This window comes from Pseudomonas sp. R4-34-07, assembly GCF_003852375.1.
GTDB lineage: Bacteria > Pseudomonadota > Gammaproteobacteria > Pseudomonadales > Pseudomonadaceae > Aquipseudomonas.
On record NZ_CP027760.1, the window covers coordinates 2,721,984 to 2,740,226 of the forward strand.

Genomic DNA, 18,243 nt, shown 5'->3' on the forward strand with positions numbered 1-18,243 from the left:
GACATTTTGCCAAGAAGTTGCTGAATGTTTCCTAAATAAAACTTCATCTACCCAAAATTGTGACCTATTCCAGTGTGGGAGGGGCCCTCTCCCACAGGGAATGCATAACGCCCGCTCTCTATAGGCAATTCTTGCAACTTGCATGACTTTAGGAAGTTCAATTTAGTTAACTTGCTGAAATATAAGGATTTTATTTTTTGTTTGCACTGGCATGCTGCCTGCACTGTCCTTTTTGAGACTTGTAACACTATTTTTCATGCCTGGAGCAAAACAACAATGATCACATCCTCATCCACGCTGCAAGAGTCGAGCGCGCTCTCCGGGGTTTCCTGGGGGGCGATTTTTGCTGGTGCCGCTGCGGCGGCTGCGCTGTCCCTGATCCTGGTGCTGCTGGGCTTCGGCCTGGGTTTTTCGGCGGTGTCGCCGTGGGCCGATAGCGGCATGAGTGCCAAGGGGATTGGCATTTCCACGATTGTCTGGCTGGCTTTCACCCAAATCGTCGCGTCGGGCCTGGGCGGTTACATTGCCGGCCGGTTGCGCGTGAAGTGGGCCAACATGCATGGCGATGAAGTGTACTTTCGCGACACGGCCCACGGGTTCCTGGCCTGGGCAGTTGCGACGCTGATTACCGCGATGCTGGTGGTCGGTTCGGTCAGCAGTGTGGTCAGCGGCGGCGTCAAAGCCGGTGCCAGCGTTGCCTCGGGTGCCGCCAGCAGCATGACTCAAGCCGCCGGCAACGCAGCAAAAGGCGCACACAGCGGTGATTTTGGCTACTACGTCGACAGCCTGTTCCGCGACGACCGCCCTGCAGCTGTCAGCGATGACGCCGCACATGCCGTGGTCGGTCGCATCTTCGCTCGTACCCTGAGCAATGATGGCCAACTGGCGCCGGAAGACCGTACCTACCTGGCCCAGTTGATCAGCCAGCGCACCAACCTCAGCCAGGCCGATGCCGAAGCGCGTATCGACAAAGTGTATGGCGATGCCCGCAAAGCCATCGAAGATGCCAAGGTCAAAGCCAAGCAAGCCGCTGACACGGCCGCCAAAGTGGCTGCCTATACGTCGCTGTGGACCTTCGTTGCCCTGCTGATCGGCGCGTTCTTCGCCAGCTTCGCCGCCACCTTCGGCGGTCGCCGCCGCGATGCTGTGGTGTACGTCGAAACCGAAACCTACGTTCGTTAATTCAAGGAGAACATGATGCGCTCATTACTGCTGTGGTTCCTCGGCATTCCAATTCCGTTGATCATCCTGATCGCAATTTTCATGCACTAAACCCGAGCATTACTCGGTCCCATGTGGGAGGGGGCTTGCTCCCGATAGCGGTGGAACAGTCGATATTGCAAGTGACTGACACACCGCCATCGGGAGCAAGCCCCCTCCCACATTTGGTTTGCGGTGAGCCCGCTTCAGTCGTCGAACCCTACCTGCTCGTGAATCTCATCCACCTTCAGTTCCAAGCGATACGCCACCGCAATGAACAATGCCTGGCACAGGCACAACGTTGCGCTCAGTGAGCGGAAGGCGAACGACGAGCCTTCATTGACCAACAACACCGCGTTTGCCCGCTTGGCCAGGGGCGACAGGTTGCTGTCGGTGATGATCAGGGTCTTGGCCTGATGGTGCTGGGCGATGCGCAGGCAGTGCTGGGTCTCTTTGCCGTAGGGCGTGAAGCTGATGGCGATGACCAAGTCATTGGCGCGCACGCTGCGCATCTGTTCGCGGTAGCTGCCGCCCAGGCCCGAGATCAGGTGAATGCGTTTGTTGGTGTGCTGCAGGTTGTAAACCAGGTAGTCGGCCACCGCGAATGAGCGGCGCACACCGACCACATAGATATTGTCGGCATTCACCACCAGGTCGACGGCCTTGTCGAAGGCCACGTCGTCGAGTTCCATCCCCAGGCGTTCGATGCCGGACAGCGTCGCGTTGACGCATTCACGCGCCAGATCGCCGCCGCTGGCCTTCTGCGACTTGTTGGCGATCATGCTGCGGATGCGTTGCTGGTAGTTCTGCACCGGTGTGGTCTTGTGGGTGTACGCCTCGCGAAACAGCGCCTGCATCTCACTGAACCCGCTGAAACCGAACCGCTGGGAGAAGCGCACGATGGCCGAGGGGTGCACTTCGCATTCACGGGCGATGTCGCTGATGCGGTCGACCATGATCCGGTCGCTCTGCTGGCTCATGTAGCTGGCGATGCGCTTGAGTTGGCGCGGCAGGCTTTCGTATTCGTCGGTGATCAGCTGCAACAGGCGTTCGGCATTGATCGGAGGGCTGGCGATCGTATCTTCCAGGTGGGTCTCGGGATCGGTGCGGGACATGGGCAATCCTTCTGGCGTGTTCGTCTGGTGCGCTGATGGGTGGCGCAAGTCTACAGGGTAGGCGCAAAAAAATACCTCGGCATCACGGCCCGCTTGGGCTGCTGAAACGATGCACGACGGCTGCCGCAGCATTATGCTGGCTTATTGGAAAAAATATTCCACTAAAAATAATTATGGAATAAATATTGATTGCGGCCGCCGGACGTTCTAGTCTGCTCCCACCAAGAGCGTTTGCCGTCGCCACGGCGGCACAACGCAGGCTGATAAAAATAACAGGAGCCAGCATGGGCCAGACTCGTTTTGCCAGTGGGCGTCAATTGGATCTGATTTGCCTCGGACGCCTGGGCGTCGACCTCTATGCGCAGCAAGTGGGGGCGCGGCTTGAGGATGTGACCAGCTTCGCCAAATACCTCGGCGGTTCTTCCGCCAATATCGCCTTCGGCACCGCACGGCTGGGGCTCAAGTCGGCCATGCTCAGCCGCGTGGGCGACGACCACATGGGCCGCTTCCTCCTGGAATCCCTGGCCCGTGAAGGCTGCGACGTCAGCGCGGTCAAGGTCGATCCGGAACGCCTCACCGCCCTGGTGCTGCTTGGCCTCAAGGACCGTGAAACCTTCCCCTTGGTGTTCTACCGCGAAAACTGCGCCGACATGGCCCTGCGCGCCGAAGACATCAGCGAAGCCTTCATTGCTTCCAGCAAGGCGCTGCTGATCACCGGCACGCATTTCTCTACCGACGGAGCGTACAAGGCCAGCATTCAGGCGCTGGATTACGCGGCCCGGCACAACGTCAAGCGCGTGCTCGACATCGATTACCGCCCGGTATTGTGGGGCTTGGCCGGCAAGGCTGATGGCGAGACCCGTTTCGTCGCCGACCAGCAGGTCAGCGAGCATGTACAGAAGATCCTGCCGCGCTTCGACCTGATCGTCGGCACCGAAGAAGAATTCCTGATCGCCGGCGGCAGTCAAGACTTGCTCACCGCACTGCGCAAAGTGCGTGAACTGACCCCCGCCACCCTGGTGGTCAAGCTCGGCCCACAGGGCTGCACGGTGATCCATGGCGCTATCCCGGAGCGCCTGGAAGACGGGGCGATCTACCCCGGCGTGCGCGTGGAAGTGCTCAATGTGTTGGGCGCCGGCGATGCGTTTATGTCGGGCTTCCTCAGTGGCTGGCTCAACGACGCAACCGATGAGCGTTGCAGCCAGTTGGCCAATGCCTGCGGCGGCCTGGTGGTGTCGCGCCACGCCTGCGCGCCGGCCATGCCCACACCTGTCGAGTTGGAATACCTGTTCAACAGCCCGGTGCCGATTACCCGGCCGGACCAGGACGCGACCCTGCAACGCCTGCATCGCGTCAGCGTGCCGCGCAAAACCTGGAAGCAACTGTTCGTGTTCGCCTTCGACCACCGCTGGCAGCTGGTGGACCTGGCTCAACGCGGCGGCCAGGATCTGGCGCGCATCAGTGATGCCAAGCAACTGTTTATTCAGGCCATCGAACGCGTCGAGAAAAAACTGGCTGATCAAGGCATTGAAGCCGATGTCGGCCTGCTCGCCGACCAGCGCTTCGGCCAGGACGCGCTCAACGCGGCCAGCGGCCGCGGCTGGTGGATCGCCCGCCCGGTGGAAGTGCAGAACTCGCGGCCCTTGGCGTTCGAGCATGGCCGCTCCATCGGCAGCAACCTGATCGCCTGGCCTCAGGAACAGATCATCAAGTGCCTGGTGCAATTTCATCCCGATGACGCGCCGCTGCTGCGCCTGGAACAGGAAGCGCAGCTCAAGGCGGTGTACGAGGCGTCGATTGTCAGCGGGCATGAACTGCTGCTGGAGGTCATCCCGCCCAAGGATCACCCCTCGACCTATCCTGACGTGCTCTACCGCAGCCTCAAGCGCCTGTACAACCTGGGCATCTACCCGGCGTGGTGGAAGATCGAGGCGCAATCGGCCGAGGACTGGAAAAAGCTCGACGAACTGATCGAAGAACGTGACCCGTACTGCCGGGGCGTGGTGCTGTTGGGCCTGAACGCCTCGGCCGAATGCCTCGCCGATGGCTTCCGGCAAGCCAGCCAGAGTACAACCTGCCGAGGGTTTGCCGTGGGCCGCACGATCTTCCAGGAACCGAGCCGCGCGTGGATGGCGGGAGAGATCGATGATGAGGTTCTGATTCAGCAAGTCCAGGCCACGTTCGAACAGCTCATCAACGCCTGGCGCAGTGCCCGAACCTGATCACAGGTCTAAATGTGCAATGCAATTCCAATGTGGGAGGGGGCTTGCTCCCGATAGCGATAGTTCAGTTACAGAAGTGTTGCCTGACACTCCGCTATCGGGAGCAAGCCCCCTCCCACATAAAGCAGAAAGCAGATCTCAGTGATACCTGAAAACAATAAAGGTGCAGCCATGCCCGCAATCCGAATTGGCATCAACCCGATCTCCTGGAGCAACGACGACCTGCCGGCCCTCGGCGGTGAAACGCCGCTGAGCACCGCCTTGAGCGAAGGCAAGGAAATCGGCTACGAAGGTTTTGAACTCAACGGCAAATTCCCCAAGGACGCCAAAGGTGTCGCCGACGTACTGCGTCCCTACGACCTGGCGCTGGTGTCCGGCTGGTATTCCAGCCGCCTGGCGCGGCGTTCGGTGGCTGAAGAAATCGAGGCCATCGCCGGCCACGTCGAGTTGCTCAAACAGAACGGCGCGAGCGTATTGGTGTATGGCGAAGTGGCCGATTCGATCCAGGGCTCGCGCATCCGTTTGATCGAACGCCCGCGTTTTCACAGCGAACAGGCGTGGCAGGCCTACGCCGACAAACTCACTGAACTGGCGCGCTTCACCCTGTCCCAGGGCGTGCGCCTGGCTTACCACCACCATATGGGCGCCTATGTCGAATCTCCCGAAGATATCGATCAACTGATGGCACGCACCGGCCCGGAAGTCGGCCTGCTGTTCGATTCGGGCCACTGCTACATGGGCGGCGGCGAACCCCTTGAGGTGCTGCGCAAACACATCGCGCGCATCTGCCATGTGCATTTCAAGGACGTGCGCAAACCCGTGGTGCAACTGGCGCGCAACCAGATGTGGAGCTTTCCCGACTGCATCGTCAACGGCACCTTCACCGTACCCGGCGATGGCGATATCGACTTTGCCGAATTGCTCGATGTGTTGTTGGCCGCCAACTACGCGGGCTGGCTGGTGGTCGAGGCCGAGCAGGACCCGGCCGTGGCGCCCAGCTACATCTATGCAAAAAAGGGCTATGACACCTTGCGTGCGCTGCTCAACGAGAGGACTTAACCATGAGCTTGCTGGTCAAGAGCAATAAACGTGGGCAGACCATGGTCGCCCTGGAAGCCGGGCGCCTGGAGTATGTGGGTTTTAGCGCTTATCGCCTGAGCCTGGGCGAAACCCTGCCGGTCAGCGCCGGCGATAAAGAGCTGTGCCTGGTGCTGCTCAGCGGCCGGGTGAATATCGAAGGCGAGGGCTTCGACTGGCAGAACCTGGGGGACCGTCAATCGGTATTCGAGGACAAATCCCCGTTCGCCGCCTACCTGCCGCCCGGCACCCAGGCCCAGGTCAGCGCCTTGAGTGACGTGCAGATCGCTGTCTGCGCCGCGCCCGGTGCCAGCGGTTACACACCGCGCCTGATCCGCCCGGAGCAGTGCAAGCGCAGCGTGCGTGGCAAGGGCGCCAACACCCGCTACGTGTGCGACATCCTGCCCGACAGCGAGCCGGCCCATTCGCTGCTGGTGGTGGAAGTGCGCACGCCGTCCGGGCATTCGTCGAGCTACCCGCCGCACAAGCACGACACCGATGACCTGCCGCACCAGAGCTTTCTGGAGGAGACCTACTACCACCAGGTCAACCCGCCCCAGGGCTTCGTGTTCCAGCGGGTGTACACCGACGATCGCAGTATCGACCAGGCCATGGCCGTGGAAAACAGTGACCTTGTGGTGGTGCCCAAGGGCTATCACCCGGTCAGCGTGCCGTACGGCTACGAGTCGTATTACCTGAACGTCATGGCCGGCCCCAAGCGCGCCTGGCACTTCCATAACGACCCGCAGCACAGTTGGCTGCTGGACCTCTGAACGGTTTTGCACGGAGAACAACAACAATGAAGTCGCCGTTACGTTTTGCCCTTAACCGCATGGTCGCGCCCAACCTGTCCCTGCCGGATTTCATCCAGTTGGCCGTGGCCTTGAAGTGCGACGCCATCGAGATCCGCAATGACCTCAAGGACCGCCAGATCGAATACGGCGCCCCGGCCAGCCGCGTGCGCCAATTGTGCGCGGCCCAGGGCATCACGGTGCTGTCGATCAACGCGCTATACCCCTTTGATGTGTGGAACGACGAGCGCCGGGCCCAAGCGATCGAGCTGGCCACCTATGCCCGGGAATGTGGCGCGCAAGGCCTGGTGATGTGCCCGTTCAACGAGCCGGGCGACACCCGCAACGAAGCCCAGCGCGCCGCCGGTTTGCGCACGGCGTTGAGCGAGTTGGCGCCGATCCTGCGCGAGCACGGGATTCTCGGTTTTATCGAACCGCTGGGCTTCGAAGAATGCGCCATGCGCCGCAAGCGCGTAGCGGTGGACGCGATCCAGTCCATCGGCGGCCTGGATGTGTTCCGCCTGGTGCACGACACCTTCCATCATCACTTGGCCGGCGAGCACGAGTTCTTCCCTGAGCTGACCGGGCTGGTGCACATCTCCGGCGTGGAAGATGCCGAGGCGCCGCTCAATTCGATCCGCGACGGCCACCGCGTACTGGTGGGCGAGGGCGACATCCTCGGTAACGCCGCGCAGATCGACACCTTGCTCAGCACTGGCTACAGCGGCTACCTGTCGTTCGAGCCGTTTGCCACAAGCGTGCATGAGTTGGCGGATATCCAGCAGGCCTTGGGGGCAAGCATCGCCCACCTGCAAAAACGTTAAGGGGCGCGACATGACCACAACCCGACTGACCATGGCCCAGGCCCTGGTGAAGTTCCTGGATAACCAATACATCGAAGTCGATGGCGTGCAGAGCAAATTCGTCGCCGGCGTGTTCACGATATTCGGCCACGGCAATGTGCTGGGCCTGGGCCAGGCGCTGGAGCAGGACAGCGGCGACCTGGTGGTGCATCAGGGCCGTAACGAGCAGGGCATGGCCCACGCTGCCATCGGTTTCGCCAAGCAGCACCTGCGGCGCAAGATCTACGCGTGTACCGCATCGGTCGGGCCCGGCGCGGCAAATATGCTCACCGCTGCGGCGACCGCGACGGCCAACCGTATTCCGTTGCTGCTGTTGCCGGGCGATGTCTATGCCAGCCGTCAACCGGATCCGGTGCTGCAACAGGTCGAACAGTTCCACGACTTGAGCATCAGTACCAACGATGCGTTCCGCTCCGTAAGCAAATACTGGGACCGTATCAACCGCCCCGAGCAGCTGATGACGGCGGCGATCCAGGCCATGCGCGTGCTCACCGACCCCGCCGAAACCGGCGCGGTGACCCTGGCCCTGCCCCAGGACGTGCAGGCCGAAGCCTGGGACTATCCCGACTATTTCCTGCAAAAGCGCGTGCACCGTATTGAGCGTCGCCCAGCCACCGTCGCAATGCTTGGCGATGCGCTGGCGGCCTTCAGCGGCAAGCGCAAACCGTTGATCATCTGCGGTGGCGGGGTTAAATACTCCGGCGCGAATGCCGCACTGCAGGCCTTTGCCGAGCGCTTCGAGATTCCCTTCGCCGAAACCCAGGCGGGCAAGAGCGCGGTGGTGTCCAGCCACCCGCTGAACGTTGGCGGCATTGGTGAGACCGGCTGCCTGGCGGCCAACCTGCTGGCACCCGAGGCGGATCTGATCATCGGCATCGGCACCCGTTATACCGACTTCACTACGTCGTCCAAATCCCTGTTCAAGCACGCCGAGGTAAAGTTTCTCAACCTCAATATCTGCCCCGGCGATGCGTTGAAACTCGACGGCGTGCAAGTGCTGGCCGACGCCAAGGTTGCCCTCGAAGCGTTGGCCGATGCCCTCGGTGATTACCGTTCCGGCTGGGGCGAGCAGATTGCTGACGCCAAGGCGCAGTTGGATGCCGAGGTCGACCGCGTGCATCAGGTCGAATACCACGGCGATGACTTCGTGCCGGAAGTCGACGACCACCTGGACCGCGCGGTACTGCGCGAATTCATCGAGCTGACCGGCTCATGCCTGACCCAAAGCCGTGTGCTCGGCGTGCTCAACGCGACGCTCGCCGATGACGCAATCATCGTCGCCGCCGCCGGCAGCCTGCCCGGCGACCTGCAGCGCGCCTGGCGCAGCAAGGGCGTCAACACCTACCACGTCGAGTACGGCTATTCGTGCATGGGCTACGAGATCAACGCCGCCCTTGGCGTGAAGCTGGCCGAGCCGAGCAAAGAGGTGTACGCGCTGGTCGGCGATGGCTCCTACATGATGCTGCATTCGGAGTTGGCCACCTCGATCCAGGAGCGCCGCAAGATCAACGTGGTGCTGCTCGACAACATGGCCTTCGGTTGCATCAACAACCTGCAGATCGGCAACGGCATGGACAGCTTCGGCACCGAGTTCCGCTATCGCAACCCCGAGAGCGGCAAGCTCGACGGCGGCCTGGTGCCGGTGGATTTCGCCATGAGCGCGGCGGCCTATGGGTGCAAGACCTACAAGGTCAGCAGCGTGGAACAGCTTGAAGCGGCTCTGGCCGATGCGCGTACTCAAACCGTGTCAACCCTGATCGATATCAAGGTACTGCCCAAGACCATGGTCCATGGCTACCTGTCGTGGTGGCGGGTGGGCGTGGCGCAGGTGTCCACCAGCGAACGCACCAACGCCGCCGCGAAAAAACTCAATGAACACCTGGCCAAGGCCCGGCAGTACTAATAACAAGAGGAGTGTTTGTATGTCGTTGAAGCTTGGAGTGATCGGTACCGGTGCCATCGGCCGTGACCATATTCGTCGTTGCAGCCAGACCCTGCTCAATAGCCAGGTGGTGGCGGTCACCGATATCAACCTGGAACAGGCGGCCAAGGTGGTGGCCGAGTTGAAGCTGGACGCCGAGGTATACCCGGATGGTCACGCGCTGATCAACTCGCCGCAGGTGCAAGCCATACTGGTGACCTCGTGGGGGCCGAGCCATGAGGAGTTCGTGCTCGCCGCCATCGCTGCGGGTAAACCGGTGTTCTGCGAGAAACCCCTGGCCGTCACCGCTGAAGGCTGCCGCAAAATCGTCGAAGCCGAAGTGGCGCACGGTAAACGCCTGGTGCAAGTCGGGTTCATGCGCCCCTACGACGAAGGCTATCGCGCCTTGAAAGCCGTGATCGACAGCGGCCAGATCGGCGAGCCGCTGATGCTGCACTGCGCGCATCGCAACCCGACGGTGGGCGAAAACTACAAGACCGACATGGCGATTACCGACACCCTGATTCACGAACTGGATGTACTGCGTTGGCTGCTCAACGACGACTACGTCTCGGTGCAGGTGGTGTTCCCGCGCAAGACCAGCAAAGCCCTGGCCCATTTGCGCGACCCGCAGATCGTGCTGCTGGAAACCGCCAAGGGCACGCGCATCGACGTCGAAGTGTTCGTCAACTGCCAATACGGCTACGACATTCAGTGCGAAGTGGTGGGGGAGAGCGGCATCGCCAAATTGCCCGAGCCTTCCCAGGTGCAACTGCGCAGCGAGGCCAAGCTGTCGAATGCGATTCTGATGGATTGGAAGGACCGGTTTATCGGTGCCTATGACGTGGAATTGCAGGCGTTCATCGACAGCGTGCGGGCCGGGCAGGTGGGTGGGCCGTCGGCGTGGGATGGCTATGCCGCAGCGGTGGCGGCGGATGCGTGTATTGAAGCGCAGGGCAGTGGGCAGATCGTCAAGGTCAGCCTGCCAAACCGCCCACACTTCTACGGCTAACACTCGGTCAATGTGGGAGGGGGCTTGCTCCCGATTGCGGTGTGTCAGTTGGCAAATCAGGTGACTGATCCACTGTCATCGGGGGCAAGCCCCCTCCCACATTGGATTGGGTTTGCACTCAAAGAAGGAATAAATCATGCGAATCGGACTGGTCGGCTATGGCCATGGAGGGCGCTTTTTTCATGCGCCACTGATTGCAACATTGCCGGGCGCCACGTTTGTGGGGGTGGTGACCCGTTCACCCGAGCGGCGTCAGCAACTGAATACCGATCTGCCAGGGGTCAAGGCCTTCGACAGCATCGGCCAGATCGTCGAAGCCGGCGTCGATGCCCTGGTCATCTCCACCACCCTCAAGGGCCGCCCGGCCCTAGTGCTGGAAGCCATCGAACATGGCGTGGCGGTGGTCAGCGATAAGCCTTTCGCCGCCAACGCCGAGCAGGCCCAGGCCTTGATCACCGCCGCTGAACGCCAAGGCACGCTGCTCAGCGTCTATCAGAACCGACGTTGGGACTCGGATTACCTGACCCTGCGCAAACTCATCGATGCCGGTGCCTTGGGTGAGATCACCCGTTTCGAGTCCCGTGTCGAACGCTACAGCCCGCAGGCAGTGGGCAATGCCAGCGGCGGCGGCTGGTTGCGCGACCTCGGCAGCCACTTGGTGGACCAGGCCCTGCAATTGTTCGGCCCGGTGGACAAGGTATTCGCGCAATTGCAATTCACCCCTGAGCACCCCAACGTCGATCACGGCTTCTTCGTGTCCCTGACCCACGCCAACGGAGTGGTCTCCCATTTGTGGGGCAACGCCCTGCAGAACTGCCAGGCCCCGCGTTTTCGCGTCAGCGGCACCTTGGGTTGTTACACCGTTGACGGGCTGGATGGCCAGGAAGAAGCACTGATGGCCGGCAAGTCGCCGAAAACCGAAGGCGAGCACTGGGGCGCAGAAGAACATCGACGCTGGGGCTGGTTCGAACAGGGGCCGGAACGCGAGCGAGTGCCCTCTGAAAAAGGCTGCTGGACCCAGTTCTATCGGCAGTTGCAAACGGCGGTGCAAGGCCAGGGCCCATTGCCCGTGGACGCCTATGACGCGTTGGAAACCACCCGTATATTGGACGCCGCACGCCTCAGCGCCGAGCGCCAGCAGGTGGTTTCAACAAAAATAGAATAAAATTCTAAAACAGGTTGATATGGAAATTATTTTCCAATAAAGTCTTTTCCAGGTTGCATAAAGTACGTCTTGGGCTCGACCCCGGCGACTCAACAAAAACAAGATCAAAAACAACCAGGTACCGTCAGATGAAAATCTTCAACGCTGTACTGCGAGTTTTACGCCCTGCCCACACGCCACGCGCACTGCCTCGCGCCCGGCCGTTCTACTTCTCCTTCCTCAATGTGCTGTGCGTCGAAAACCAGGGCGCGCTGGTCTGCTGCATTCCAGGCGCGCCGGTGGTGCGGGTGCCCGCCGAGCGCTGATAAACGCAACGTCCATAAAACCAACAAGAAAGTGGAGACAGACCGTTCATGAAGACCCCGATCCGTTTTACCGCGCTGGCCCTGTCGATGCTGCTCGCCAGTGGCGTCGCCACGGCCGCCGACATCAAGGTGGGCGTGAGCATGTCCGCCTTCGATGACACCTTCCTCACCTACCTGCGCGAAGACATGGACAAGCAAGCCAAGTCCTATCCCAAGGGCGACGGCGTGCAACTGCAGTTCGAAGACGCCCGCGCCGATGTGGTCAAGCAACTGAGCCAGGTCGAGAACTTTATCAGCCAGAAAGTCGACGCCATCATCGTCAACCCGGTGGATACCGCCTCGACAGCCAACATCATCAAGGCCGCCACCGCCGCGAAAATTCCGCTGGTGTTCGTCAACCGCCGTCCCGACCAGAAAGACTTGCCCAAGGACGTGGTCGCGGTGACGTCCGATGACGTTGAAGCCGGCAAGCTGCAGATGCAGTACATCGCCGAAAAACTCGGCGGCAAGGGCAAGATCGTGATCCTGCTCGGCGACCTGGCGAACAACTCCACCACCAACCGCACCAAGGGCGTGAAGGAAGTGCTGGCCAACTACCCGGGCATCAAGATCGAGCAGGAACAGACGGGTACCTGGTTGCGCGACAGGGGCATGACCCTGGTCAACGACTGGCTGACCCAGGGCCGTGAGTTCAATGCCGTACTGGCCAACAACGACGAGATGGCGATCGGCGCGGCCATGGCGTTGAAGTCGGCAGGCACCAAGCCGGGCACGGTGTTGATCGCCGGGGTCGACGGCACGCCGGACGGCCTCAATGCAATCACCAAGGGCGAGATGGCCGCCTCGGCGTTCCAGGATGCCAAGGGCCAGGCCGTGGGCTCGGTGGAAGCGGCGCGCAAGATGGCCAGGAACGAGCCGGTGGAGCAGAACGTGGTGATCCCGTTCAAGCTGATCACCCCGGACAACGTCAAAGACTTCAAGTAGCCCCGACCTTACAACCCTAAGCCGGCAGGGCGGTCACGGTCGCCCTGCAGATGGAGTACCTCCCTATGCTCGCTCACGCCACTGCCTCGCCGCCGCCGGGTATCCAGCCGCTGGCGCAGGACGAACCCTACCTGCTGGAAATTCTCAACATCAGCAAAGGCTTTCCCGGCGTCGTGGCCCTGGACGACGTGCAATTGCGGGTGCGCCCCGGCACGGTGCTGGCGCTGATGGGCGAGAACGGCGCGGGCAAGTCGACGCTGATGAAAATCATCGCCGGCATCTATCAGCCCGATGCCGGTGAAATTCGCCTGCGCGGCAAGCCGATCACCTTCGAGACGCCGCTGGCGGCGCAGAAGGCCGGGATTGCGATGATCCACCAGGAACTCAACCTGATGCCGCATATGAGCATCGCCGAAAATATCTGGATCGGCCGTGAGCAGCTCAACAGCTTGCACATGGTCAACCACCGCGAAATGCATCGCTGTACCGCCGAGCTGCTGGCACGCCTGCGCATCAACCTCGACCCGGAAGAACAGGTCGGCAACCTGAGCATCGCTGAACGGCAAATGGTCGAGATCGCCAAGGCCGTGTCCTATGACTCCGACATCCTGATCATGGATGAACCGACCTCGGCGATTACCGAGAAGGAAGTCGCCCATCTGTTTTCGATCATTGCCGACCTCAAGTCCCAGGGCAAAGGCATCGTCTACATCACGCATAAAATGAACGAAGTGTTCGCCATCGCCGATGAAGTGGCGGTGTTTCGCGACGGCCAGTACATCGGCTTGCAGCGTGCCGACACGATGAACAGCGACAGCCTGATCTCGATGATGGTCGGCCGTGAGCTGAGCCAGTTGTTCCCGGTACGCGAGACGCCGATCGGCGACTTGTTGCTGTCGGTGCGCAACCTGAGCCTGGACGGTGTGTTCACGGACGTTTCGTTTGACCTGCACGCGGGCGAAATCCTCGGCATCGCCGGGTTGATGGGCTCGGGTCGCACCAACGTGGCGGAAACCATTTTCGGCATCACCCCAAGCAGCAGCGGGCAGATCACCCTCGACGGCAAACCGGTGCGCATCAGCGACCCGCATATGGCCATCGAGAAGGGCTTTGCGCTGTTGACCGAGGACCGCAAGCTCAGCGGCCTGTTCCCGTGCCTGTCGGTACTGGAGAACATGGAAATGGCGGTGTTGCCGCACTATTCGGGCAACGGTTTCATCCAGCAGAAAGCCCTGCGCGCCTTGTGCGAAGACATGTGCAAGAAGCTGCGAGTGAAAACCCCCTCGCTGGAACAGTGCATCGATACCTTGTCCGGCGGCAACCAGCAGAAGGCGCTCCTGGCGCGCTGGCTGATGACCAACCCGCGACTGTTGATTCTCGATGAGCCGACCCGTGGCATCGATGTAGGCGCCAAGGCCGAGATCTACCGCCTGATCGCCTTCCTCGCCAGCGAGGGCATGGCGGTGATCATGATTTCCTCGGAACTGCCCGAAGTGCTCGGCATGAGCGACCGGGTGATGGTGATGCACGAAGGCGAACTGATGGGCACCCTGGATCGGGCTGAGGCCACCCAGGAAAAAGTCATGCAATTGGCCTCCGGTATGACCGTGGTCCACTGACTCCAGAATAAGAAGGTAATTGGCTATGAACGCAATAACAGACAACAAGCCGGCGATGGCACCGGTCAAGAACCGTCGACGCATGCCCACTGAATTGAGCATCTTCCTGGTGCTGATCGGCATCGGCCTGGTGTTTGAACTGTTTGGCTGGATCGTGCGCGACCAGAGCTTTTTGATGAACTCCCAGCGCCTGGTGCTGATGATCCTGCAAGTGTCGATCATCGGCTTGCTGGCCATCGGCGTGACCCAGGTGATCATCACCACCGGCATCGACCTGTCGTCCGGCTCGGTGCTGGCCTTGTCCGCGATGATCGCTGCCAGTTTGGCGCAGACTTCCGATTTTTCCCGCGCGGTGTTTCCGTCCCTGACCGATTTGCCGGTGTGGATCCCGGTGGCGATGGGCCTGGGTGTGGGGCTGCTGGCGGGGGCGATCAACGGCAGTATCATCGCGGTGACCGGTATCCCGCCGTTCATTGCGACCCTGGGCATGATGGTCTCGGCCCGTGGCCTGGCGCGTTATTACACCGAAGGCCAGCCGGTGAGCATGCTCTCGGACTCGTACACGGCCATCGGCCATGGCGCGATGCCGGTGATCATCTTCCTGGTGGTGGCGGTAATTTTCCATATCGCCCTGCGCTACACCAAGTACGGCAAGTACACCTATGCCATTGGCGGCAACATGCAGGCGGCGCGGACCTCGGGGATCAACGTCAAGCGGCACCTGATCATCGTCTACAGCATCGCCGGCCTCCTGGCAGGCCTGGCAGGCGTGGTGGCCTCGGCCCGCGCGGCGACCGGCCAGGCCGGCATGGGCATGTCCTATGAGCTGGACGCGATCGCGGCCGCAGTGATTGGCGGCACCAGCCTGGCGGGCGGGGTAGGGCGCATCACCGGCACCGTGATCGGCGCGCTGATCCTCGGGGTGATGGCCAGCGGGTTTACCTTTGTCGGGGTGGATGCGTATATCCAGGACATCATCAAGGGGCTGATCATCGTGGTGGCGGTAGTGATCGACCAATACCGCAACAAGCGCAAGCTCAAGCGCTGAATTCAATGGCTGTAGCAGATCAAGGGTGGGAGGGGGCTTGCTCCCGATTGCGGTGGCTCAGTCAAACAGATGGCGACTGACACTCCGCAATCGGGAGCAAGCCCCCTCCCACATTGAGTAATGCGCCAGCTTGTTCAACCGTTTGTCTTCTATATAGCTCACCTGGACTGAATTTCTTGCTATAAACGCACTCCGATGACCGTTCGCCAAGCCCGTCCTGGTGCTTTTGGGGGTTGATCGGGAAAAATGCCTGTCATTTCAGTTGCTGCGCCTTCAAGTCGGCCTTAGACTGCCGCCCCTCGTAAATTGAGTGCCGGGTGGCGCTTGGAACGGATGGCGCCTTTCCGAGACCTGCAGAGGTCGGCCGGAACGCTCCCTTATTCGCCTTAATGCACGTATTTTTTATAGAGAAATCAATGACAAAGGAAAAGTTGCTGGCCATGCCGGCGGATGACTACATGAATGCCGAACAGCACGCTTTTTTTGAGAAGTTGCTGCAAGACATGAAAGTGGAACACCACGAGCGCATTGAACAGAACCGTATCGCCATTGAAAGCCTGGACACGCCTGCCGACCCGGCTGACGCTGCTTCCGTGGAAGAAGAGCGCACCTGGCTGGTCAATGCCATCGACCGCGACCAGCGCATGTTGCCGCAACTGGAGCGTGCCCTGGAACGTATCAAGGAAGATTCCTTTGGCTGGTGTGATGACAGCGGCGAGCCTATCGGCCTCAAGCGCCTGCTGATCAGCCCCACCACCAAATACTGCATCGAAGCGCAAGAGCGCCACGAGCAGATCGACAAGCACCAGCGTCAAGCCTGATGTGCTGCACGGGGGGCCGCAGGCTCGGCTCCCCAAAGAATTATTCGTTACGCCCTGGTTATTGATCTACTGCATGCACTTGCACTAAAGGCCCATGGATAATGGCCCGATAGTGGCGTTTAATGCAGACACAATAACGACAAGCAGCGGGGTAACGACAATGGCTGGAGACGGATCTCTGACGGGCGCAGCAGTGCCACCGCAATCGGTGGCGCGCGTGCTGCCCGGCTGGCTCACACCGCTCGCGCAGAGCGCCGCCTTGGTGCTGCTACTGCTGGGCCTGGCGTTTACCCGCTTGCCACTCTATGTGTGCCTGCCGCTGGCCTTGCTGGTGATCTGGCTACCCCGCCTGAAAAGTCCCAAACCTGGGGTGGCGCACGCTGCGGCCAGCGATGCGATTGGCGAGCTGACGCGCGATCTGTCCTATACCACCAGCCATAATGCACTCTCCGCTGCGGGCGTGGCCTATTCGGTCAAGCAGCTGGCGGCGCGTTTGCAGTCGCAGCTGGGCGCCTCCCAACAGATCGTCAGCAGCGCGCAAGTGATGATCAGCACCGAACAGGTCACTTCCCAGCTCAGCCGCCAGGCTTTGGGCGCGGCCAGCCAAGCCCATCAGCGCAGCAGTGAAGGCCGGGAAGTGCTGGTGCAGTCCATCACCCGCATGCATCAACTCAGCCAGCGTGCCGATGCCAGCCGCGAGCTGATCGAAGCCTTGAGCCAGCGCAGCGAGGAAATCCAGCGTGTGACGCTGGTGATCCAGTCTATTGCCAGCCAGACCAACCTGCTGGCGCTGAACGCGGCGATCGAGGCGGCGCGGGCCGGTGAACATGGGCGTGGCTTTGCCGTGGTCGCCGATGAAGTACGCGGCCTCGCTGGCCGTACGGCCACGGCCACGGATGAAGTCGGGGTAATGGTCGCTGACATCCAGCAACGTACCGCCCAGGTGGTGGAACAGATTCGCCAACTGTCGGCGGACCTGCACACCGGTGTTGAACAGGTGGAATCTGCAGGCGAACACCTGGCGAGCATCGCCAGCCTGGCGGCGGATGTGGAAACCCAAGTCAGTGAAATCGCCCAGGGCACCGACACTAATCGCACGCAACTCGACAGCCTGTTCCACGCCGTGGAGCAGATGCGCAGCGACCTTGCGGTAAGCGATCAGCAAACCCGCCAGCTCGCCGACGCCGCTGTGCAAATGGAAGGGCAGGCGGAAACCATCAGCGAGCGCCTGGCGCAAGTCGGCCTGGATGATTATCACCAGCGTATCTACGACTTGGCTCGCGAAGGCGCCAGGCGCATTGCCGAACAGTTCGAGGCGGATGCGCTGAGCCGCCGGATCAGCCTAGAGGATCTGTTTGACCGCAACTACACGCTGATTGCGAACACCCGCCCGAGCAAATATAAAACCCGTTTTGACGCTTACACCGACCAGGTGTTGCCCGCCATTCAAGAGGCGCTGTTGCCACGTCATGAAGGCCTGGTGTTTGCCATCGCCTGCACCCAACAGGGCTACGTGCCGACGCATAACAAAGCGTTTTCCCACGCCTTGACCGGGGATGACCAAGTGGACGCAGTGCAGAACCGCACCAAGCGCAAGTTTGACGACCGTACCGGCATACGCTGCGGTAGCCATCAACAGCCCATGTTGCTGCAGACTTACACGCGCGATACCGGCGAGCTGATGCACGACTTGTCGGTGCCGATCATGGTCCAGGGGCGCCATTGGGGTGGTTTGCGCCTGGGCTACAAGCCGCAAGGTGCAAAGCCAGGGCGATAACGCAGGAATGCAAGGCTGCCTGGCAAGCGCTGTTGCGCCCGGAGCAAGCAGACAGCCTGCATTGCATCAAACGCTGGGAGACTCGTGCAGCAGGGCGTTGAGGTCATCGACCGCAGGCGCCCATTCGGCGTCGATATGCAATTGTTCCCTGAGGAAGGCCGCTTGTTGCTCGCTCCAGAACGGCGCGTCGATGAGTTTGACGTCATCCGGCAAACGGTGTTCGGCGGTGAAGCGTTCGATGGCTTCCTGGCTGGAATCCAGGCCTAGTTGTTCGAACAGGGTTTCAAGTGTCGGGGTGGTGGTGTCCATAACATTCTCCATGC

Annotated in this window: 17 protein-coding genes; 14 read left to right on the forward strand and 3 right to left on the reverse strand. The window is 61.0% G+C overall.

What is annotated here, in order from left to right; all coding sequences use genetic code 11:
- Positions 1–276: 276 nt before the first annotated feature.
- Positions 277–1,182: a hypothetical protein gene (locus C4J85_RS12400; protein ID WP_124409744.1), complete on the forward strand. Its 906-nt coding sequence runs from the start codon at positions 277–279 to the stop codon at positions 1,180–1,182.
- Between the two features lie 224 nt (positions 1,183–1,406).
- On the opposite strand, the gene C4J85_RS12405 is transcribed toward C4J85_RS12400, so the two are convergent.
- Entirely contained in the window at positions 1,407–2,315 is a 909-nt protein-coding gene (locus C4J85_RS12405; protein WP_124362695.1) for a MurR/RpiR family transcriptional regulator, read from the reverse strand.
- Between the two features lie 82 nt (positions 2,316–2,397).
- The gene (locus C4J85_RS12410; RefSeq protein ID WP_124409745.1) at positions 2,398–2,601 is read right to left on the reverse strand and encodes a hypothetical protein; all 204 of its coding nucleotides are present in this window, start codon (positions 2,599–2,601) and stop codon (positions 2,398–2,400) included.
- Between C4J85_RS12410 and iolC the strand changes: the two genes are divergently transcribed.
- The 13 genes from iolC (at position 2,600) to C4J85_RS12470 (ending at position 17,920) form a co-directional block, all read left to right on the forward strand.
- Positions 2,600–4,537 (forward strand): 5-dehydro-2-deoxygluconokinase, encoded by a 1,938-nt coding sequence (iolC, locus tag C4J85_RS12415; RefSeq protein WP_124409746.1) that lies wholly within the window; start codon positions 2,600–2,602, stop codon positions 4,535–4,537. The two genes, C4J85_RS12410 and iolC, sit on opposite strands and share 2 nt — an antisense overlap.
- A gap of 171 nt (positions 4,538–4,708) precedes the next feature.
- The gene (gene iolE / locus C4J85_RS12420) at positions 4,709–5,596 is read left to right on the forward strand and encodes a myo-inosose-2 dehydratase (protein WP_124409747.1); all 888 of its coding nucleotides are present in this window, start codon (positions 4,709–4,711) and stop codon (positions 5,594–5,596) included.
- A 2-nt stretch (positions 5,597–5,598) separates the two neighbouring features.
- The gene (gene iolB / locus C4J85_RS12425; RefSeq protein ID WP_124366901.1) at positions 5,599–6,387 is read left to right on the forward strand and encodes a 5-deoxy-glucuronate isomerase; all 789 of its coding nucleotides are present in this window, start codon (positions 5,599–5,601) and stop codon (positions 6,385–6,387) included.
- Positions 6,388–6,413: 26 nt separating this feature from the next.
- Positions 6,414–7,229, forward strand: coding sequence for a TIM barrel protein (locus C4J85_RS12430; RefSeq protein ID WP_124409748.1), 816 nt, complete (start codon positions 6,414–6,416; stop codon positions 7,227–7,229).
- A 10-nt stretch (positions 7,230–7,239) separates the two neighbouring features.
- Positions 7,240–9,171, forward strand: coding sequence for a 3D-(3,5/4)-trihydroxycyclohexane-1,2-dione acylhydrolase (decyclizing) (iolD, locus tag C4J85_RS12435; protein WP_124409749.1), 1,932 nt, complete (start codon positions 7,240–7,242; stop codon positions 9,169–9,171).
- Positions 9,172–9,190: 19 nt separating this feature from the next.
- Complete coding sequence (locus tag C4J85_RS12440) at positions 9,191–10,201, forward strand: Gfo/Idh/MocA family protein (RefSeq protein WP_124409750.1); 1,011 nt, start codon at positions 9,191–9,193, stop codon at positions 10,199–10,201.
- Positions 10,202–10,337: 136 nt separating this feature from the next.
- A complete protein-coding gene (locus tag C4J85_RS12445; protein ID WP_124404073.1) occupies positions 10,338–11,366 on the forward strand; it encodes a Gfo/Idh/MocA family oxidoreductase in 1,029 nt (342 codons plus the stop codon).
- A gap of 128 nt (positions 11,367–11,494) precedes the next feature.
- Positions 11,495–11,671, forward strand: coding sequence for a hypothetical protein (locus C4J85_RS27485; RefSeq protein WP_163001556.1), 177 nt, complete (start codon positions 11,495–11,497; stop codon positions 11,669–11,671).
- A gap of 48 nt (positions 11,672–11,719) precedes the next feature.
- Positions 11,720–12,655 carry a sugar ABC transporter substrate-binding protein gene (locus tag C4J85_RS12450; RefSeq protein WP_124404074.1) on the forward strand — a complete coding sequence of 312 codons (936 nt, stop codon included), beginning with the start codon at positions 11,720–11,722 and terminating at the stop codon, positions 12,653–12,655.
- 65 nt (positions 12,656–12,720) lie between these two features.
- Positions 12,721–14,274, forward strand: coding sequence for a sugar ABC transporter ATP-binding protein (locus C4J85_RS12455; RefSeq protein ID WP_124409751.1), 1,554 nt, complete (start codon positions 12,721–12,723; stop codon positions 14,272–14,274).
- 25 nt (positions 14,275–14,299) lie between these two features.
- Positions 14,300–15,322 (forward strand): ABC transporter permease, encoded by a 1,023-nt coding sequence (locus C4J85_RS12460; RefSeq protein WP_124362706.1) that lies wholly within the window; start codon positions 14,300–14,302, stop codon positions 15,320–15,322.
- Positions 15,323–15,738: 416 nt separating this feature from the next.
- Positions 15,739–16,143: a TraR/DksA C4-type zinc finger protein gene (locus tag C4J85_RS12465; RefSeq protein WP_003191666.1), complete on the forward strand. Its 405-nt coding sequence runs from the start codon at positions 15,739–15,741 to the stop codon at positions 16,141–16,143.
- 544 nt (positions 16,144–16,687) lie between these two features.
- On the forward strand, positions 16,688–17,920 hold the full coding sequence (locus C4J85_RS12470) for a methyl-accepting chemotaxis protein (RefSeq protein WP_372240634.1): 1,233 nt from the start codon (positions 16,688–16,690) through the stop codon (positions 17,918–17,920).
- 66 nt (positions 17,921–17,986) lie between these two features.
- Here C4J85_RS12470 and C4J85_RS12475 read toward each other — a convergent pair whose 3' ends face one another.
- Positions 17,987–18,229: a DUF2789 domain-containing protein gene (locus tag C4J85_RS12475; RefSeq protein WP_124366908.1), complete on the reverse strand. Its 243-nt coding sequence runs from the start codon at positions 18,227–18,229 to the stop codon at positions 17,987–17,989.
- Positions 18,230–18,243 lie beyond the last annotated feature (14 nt).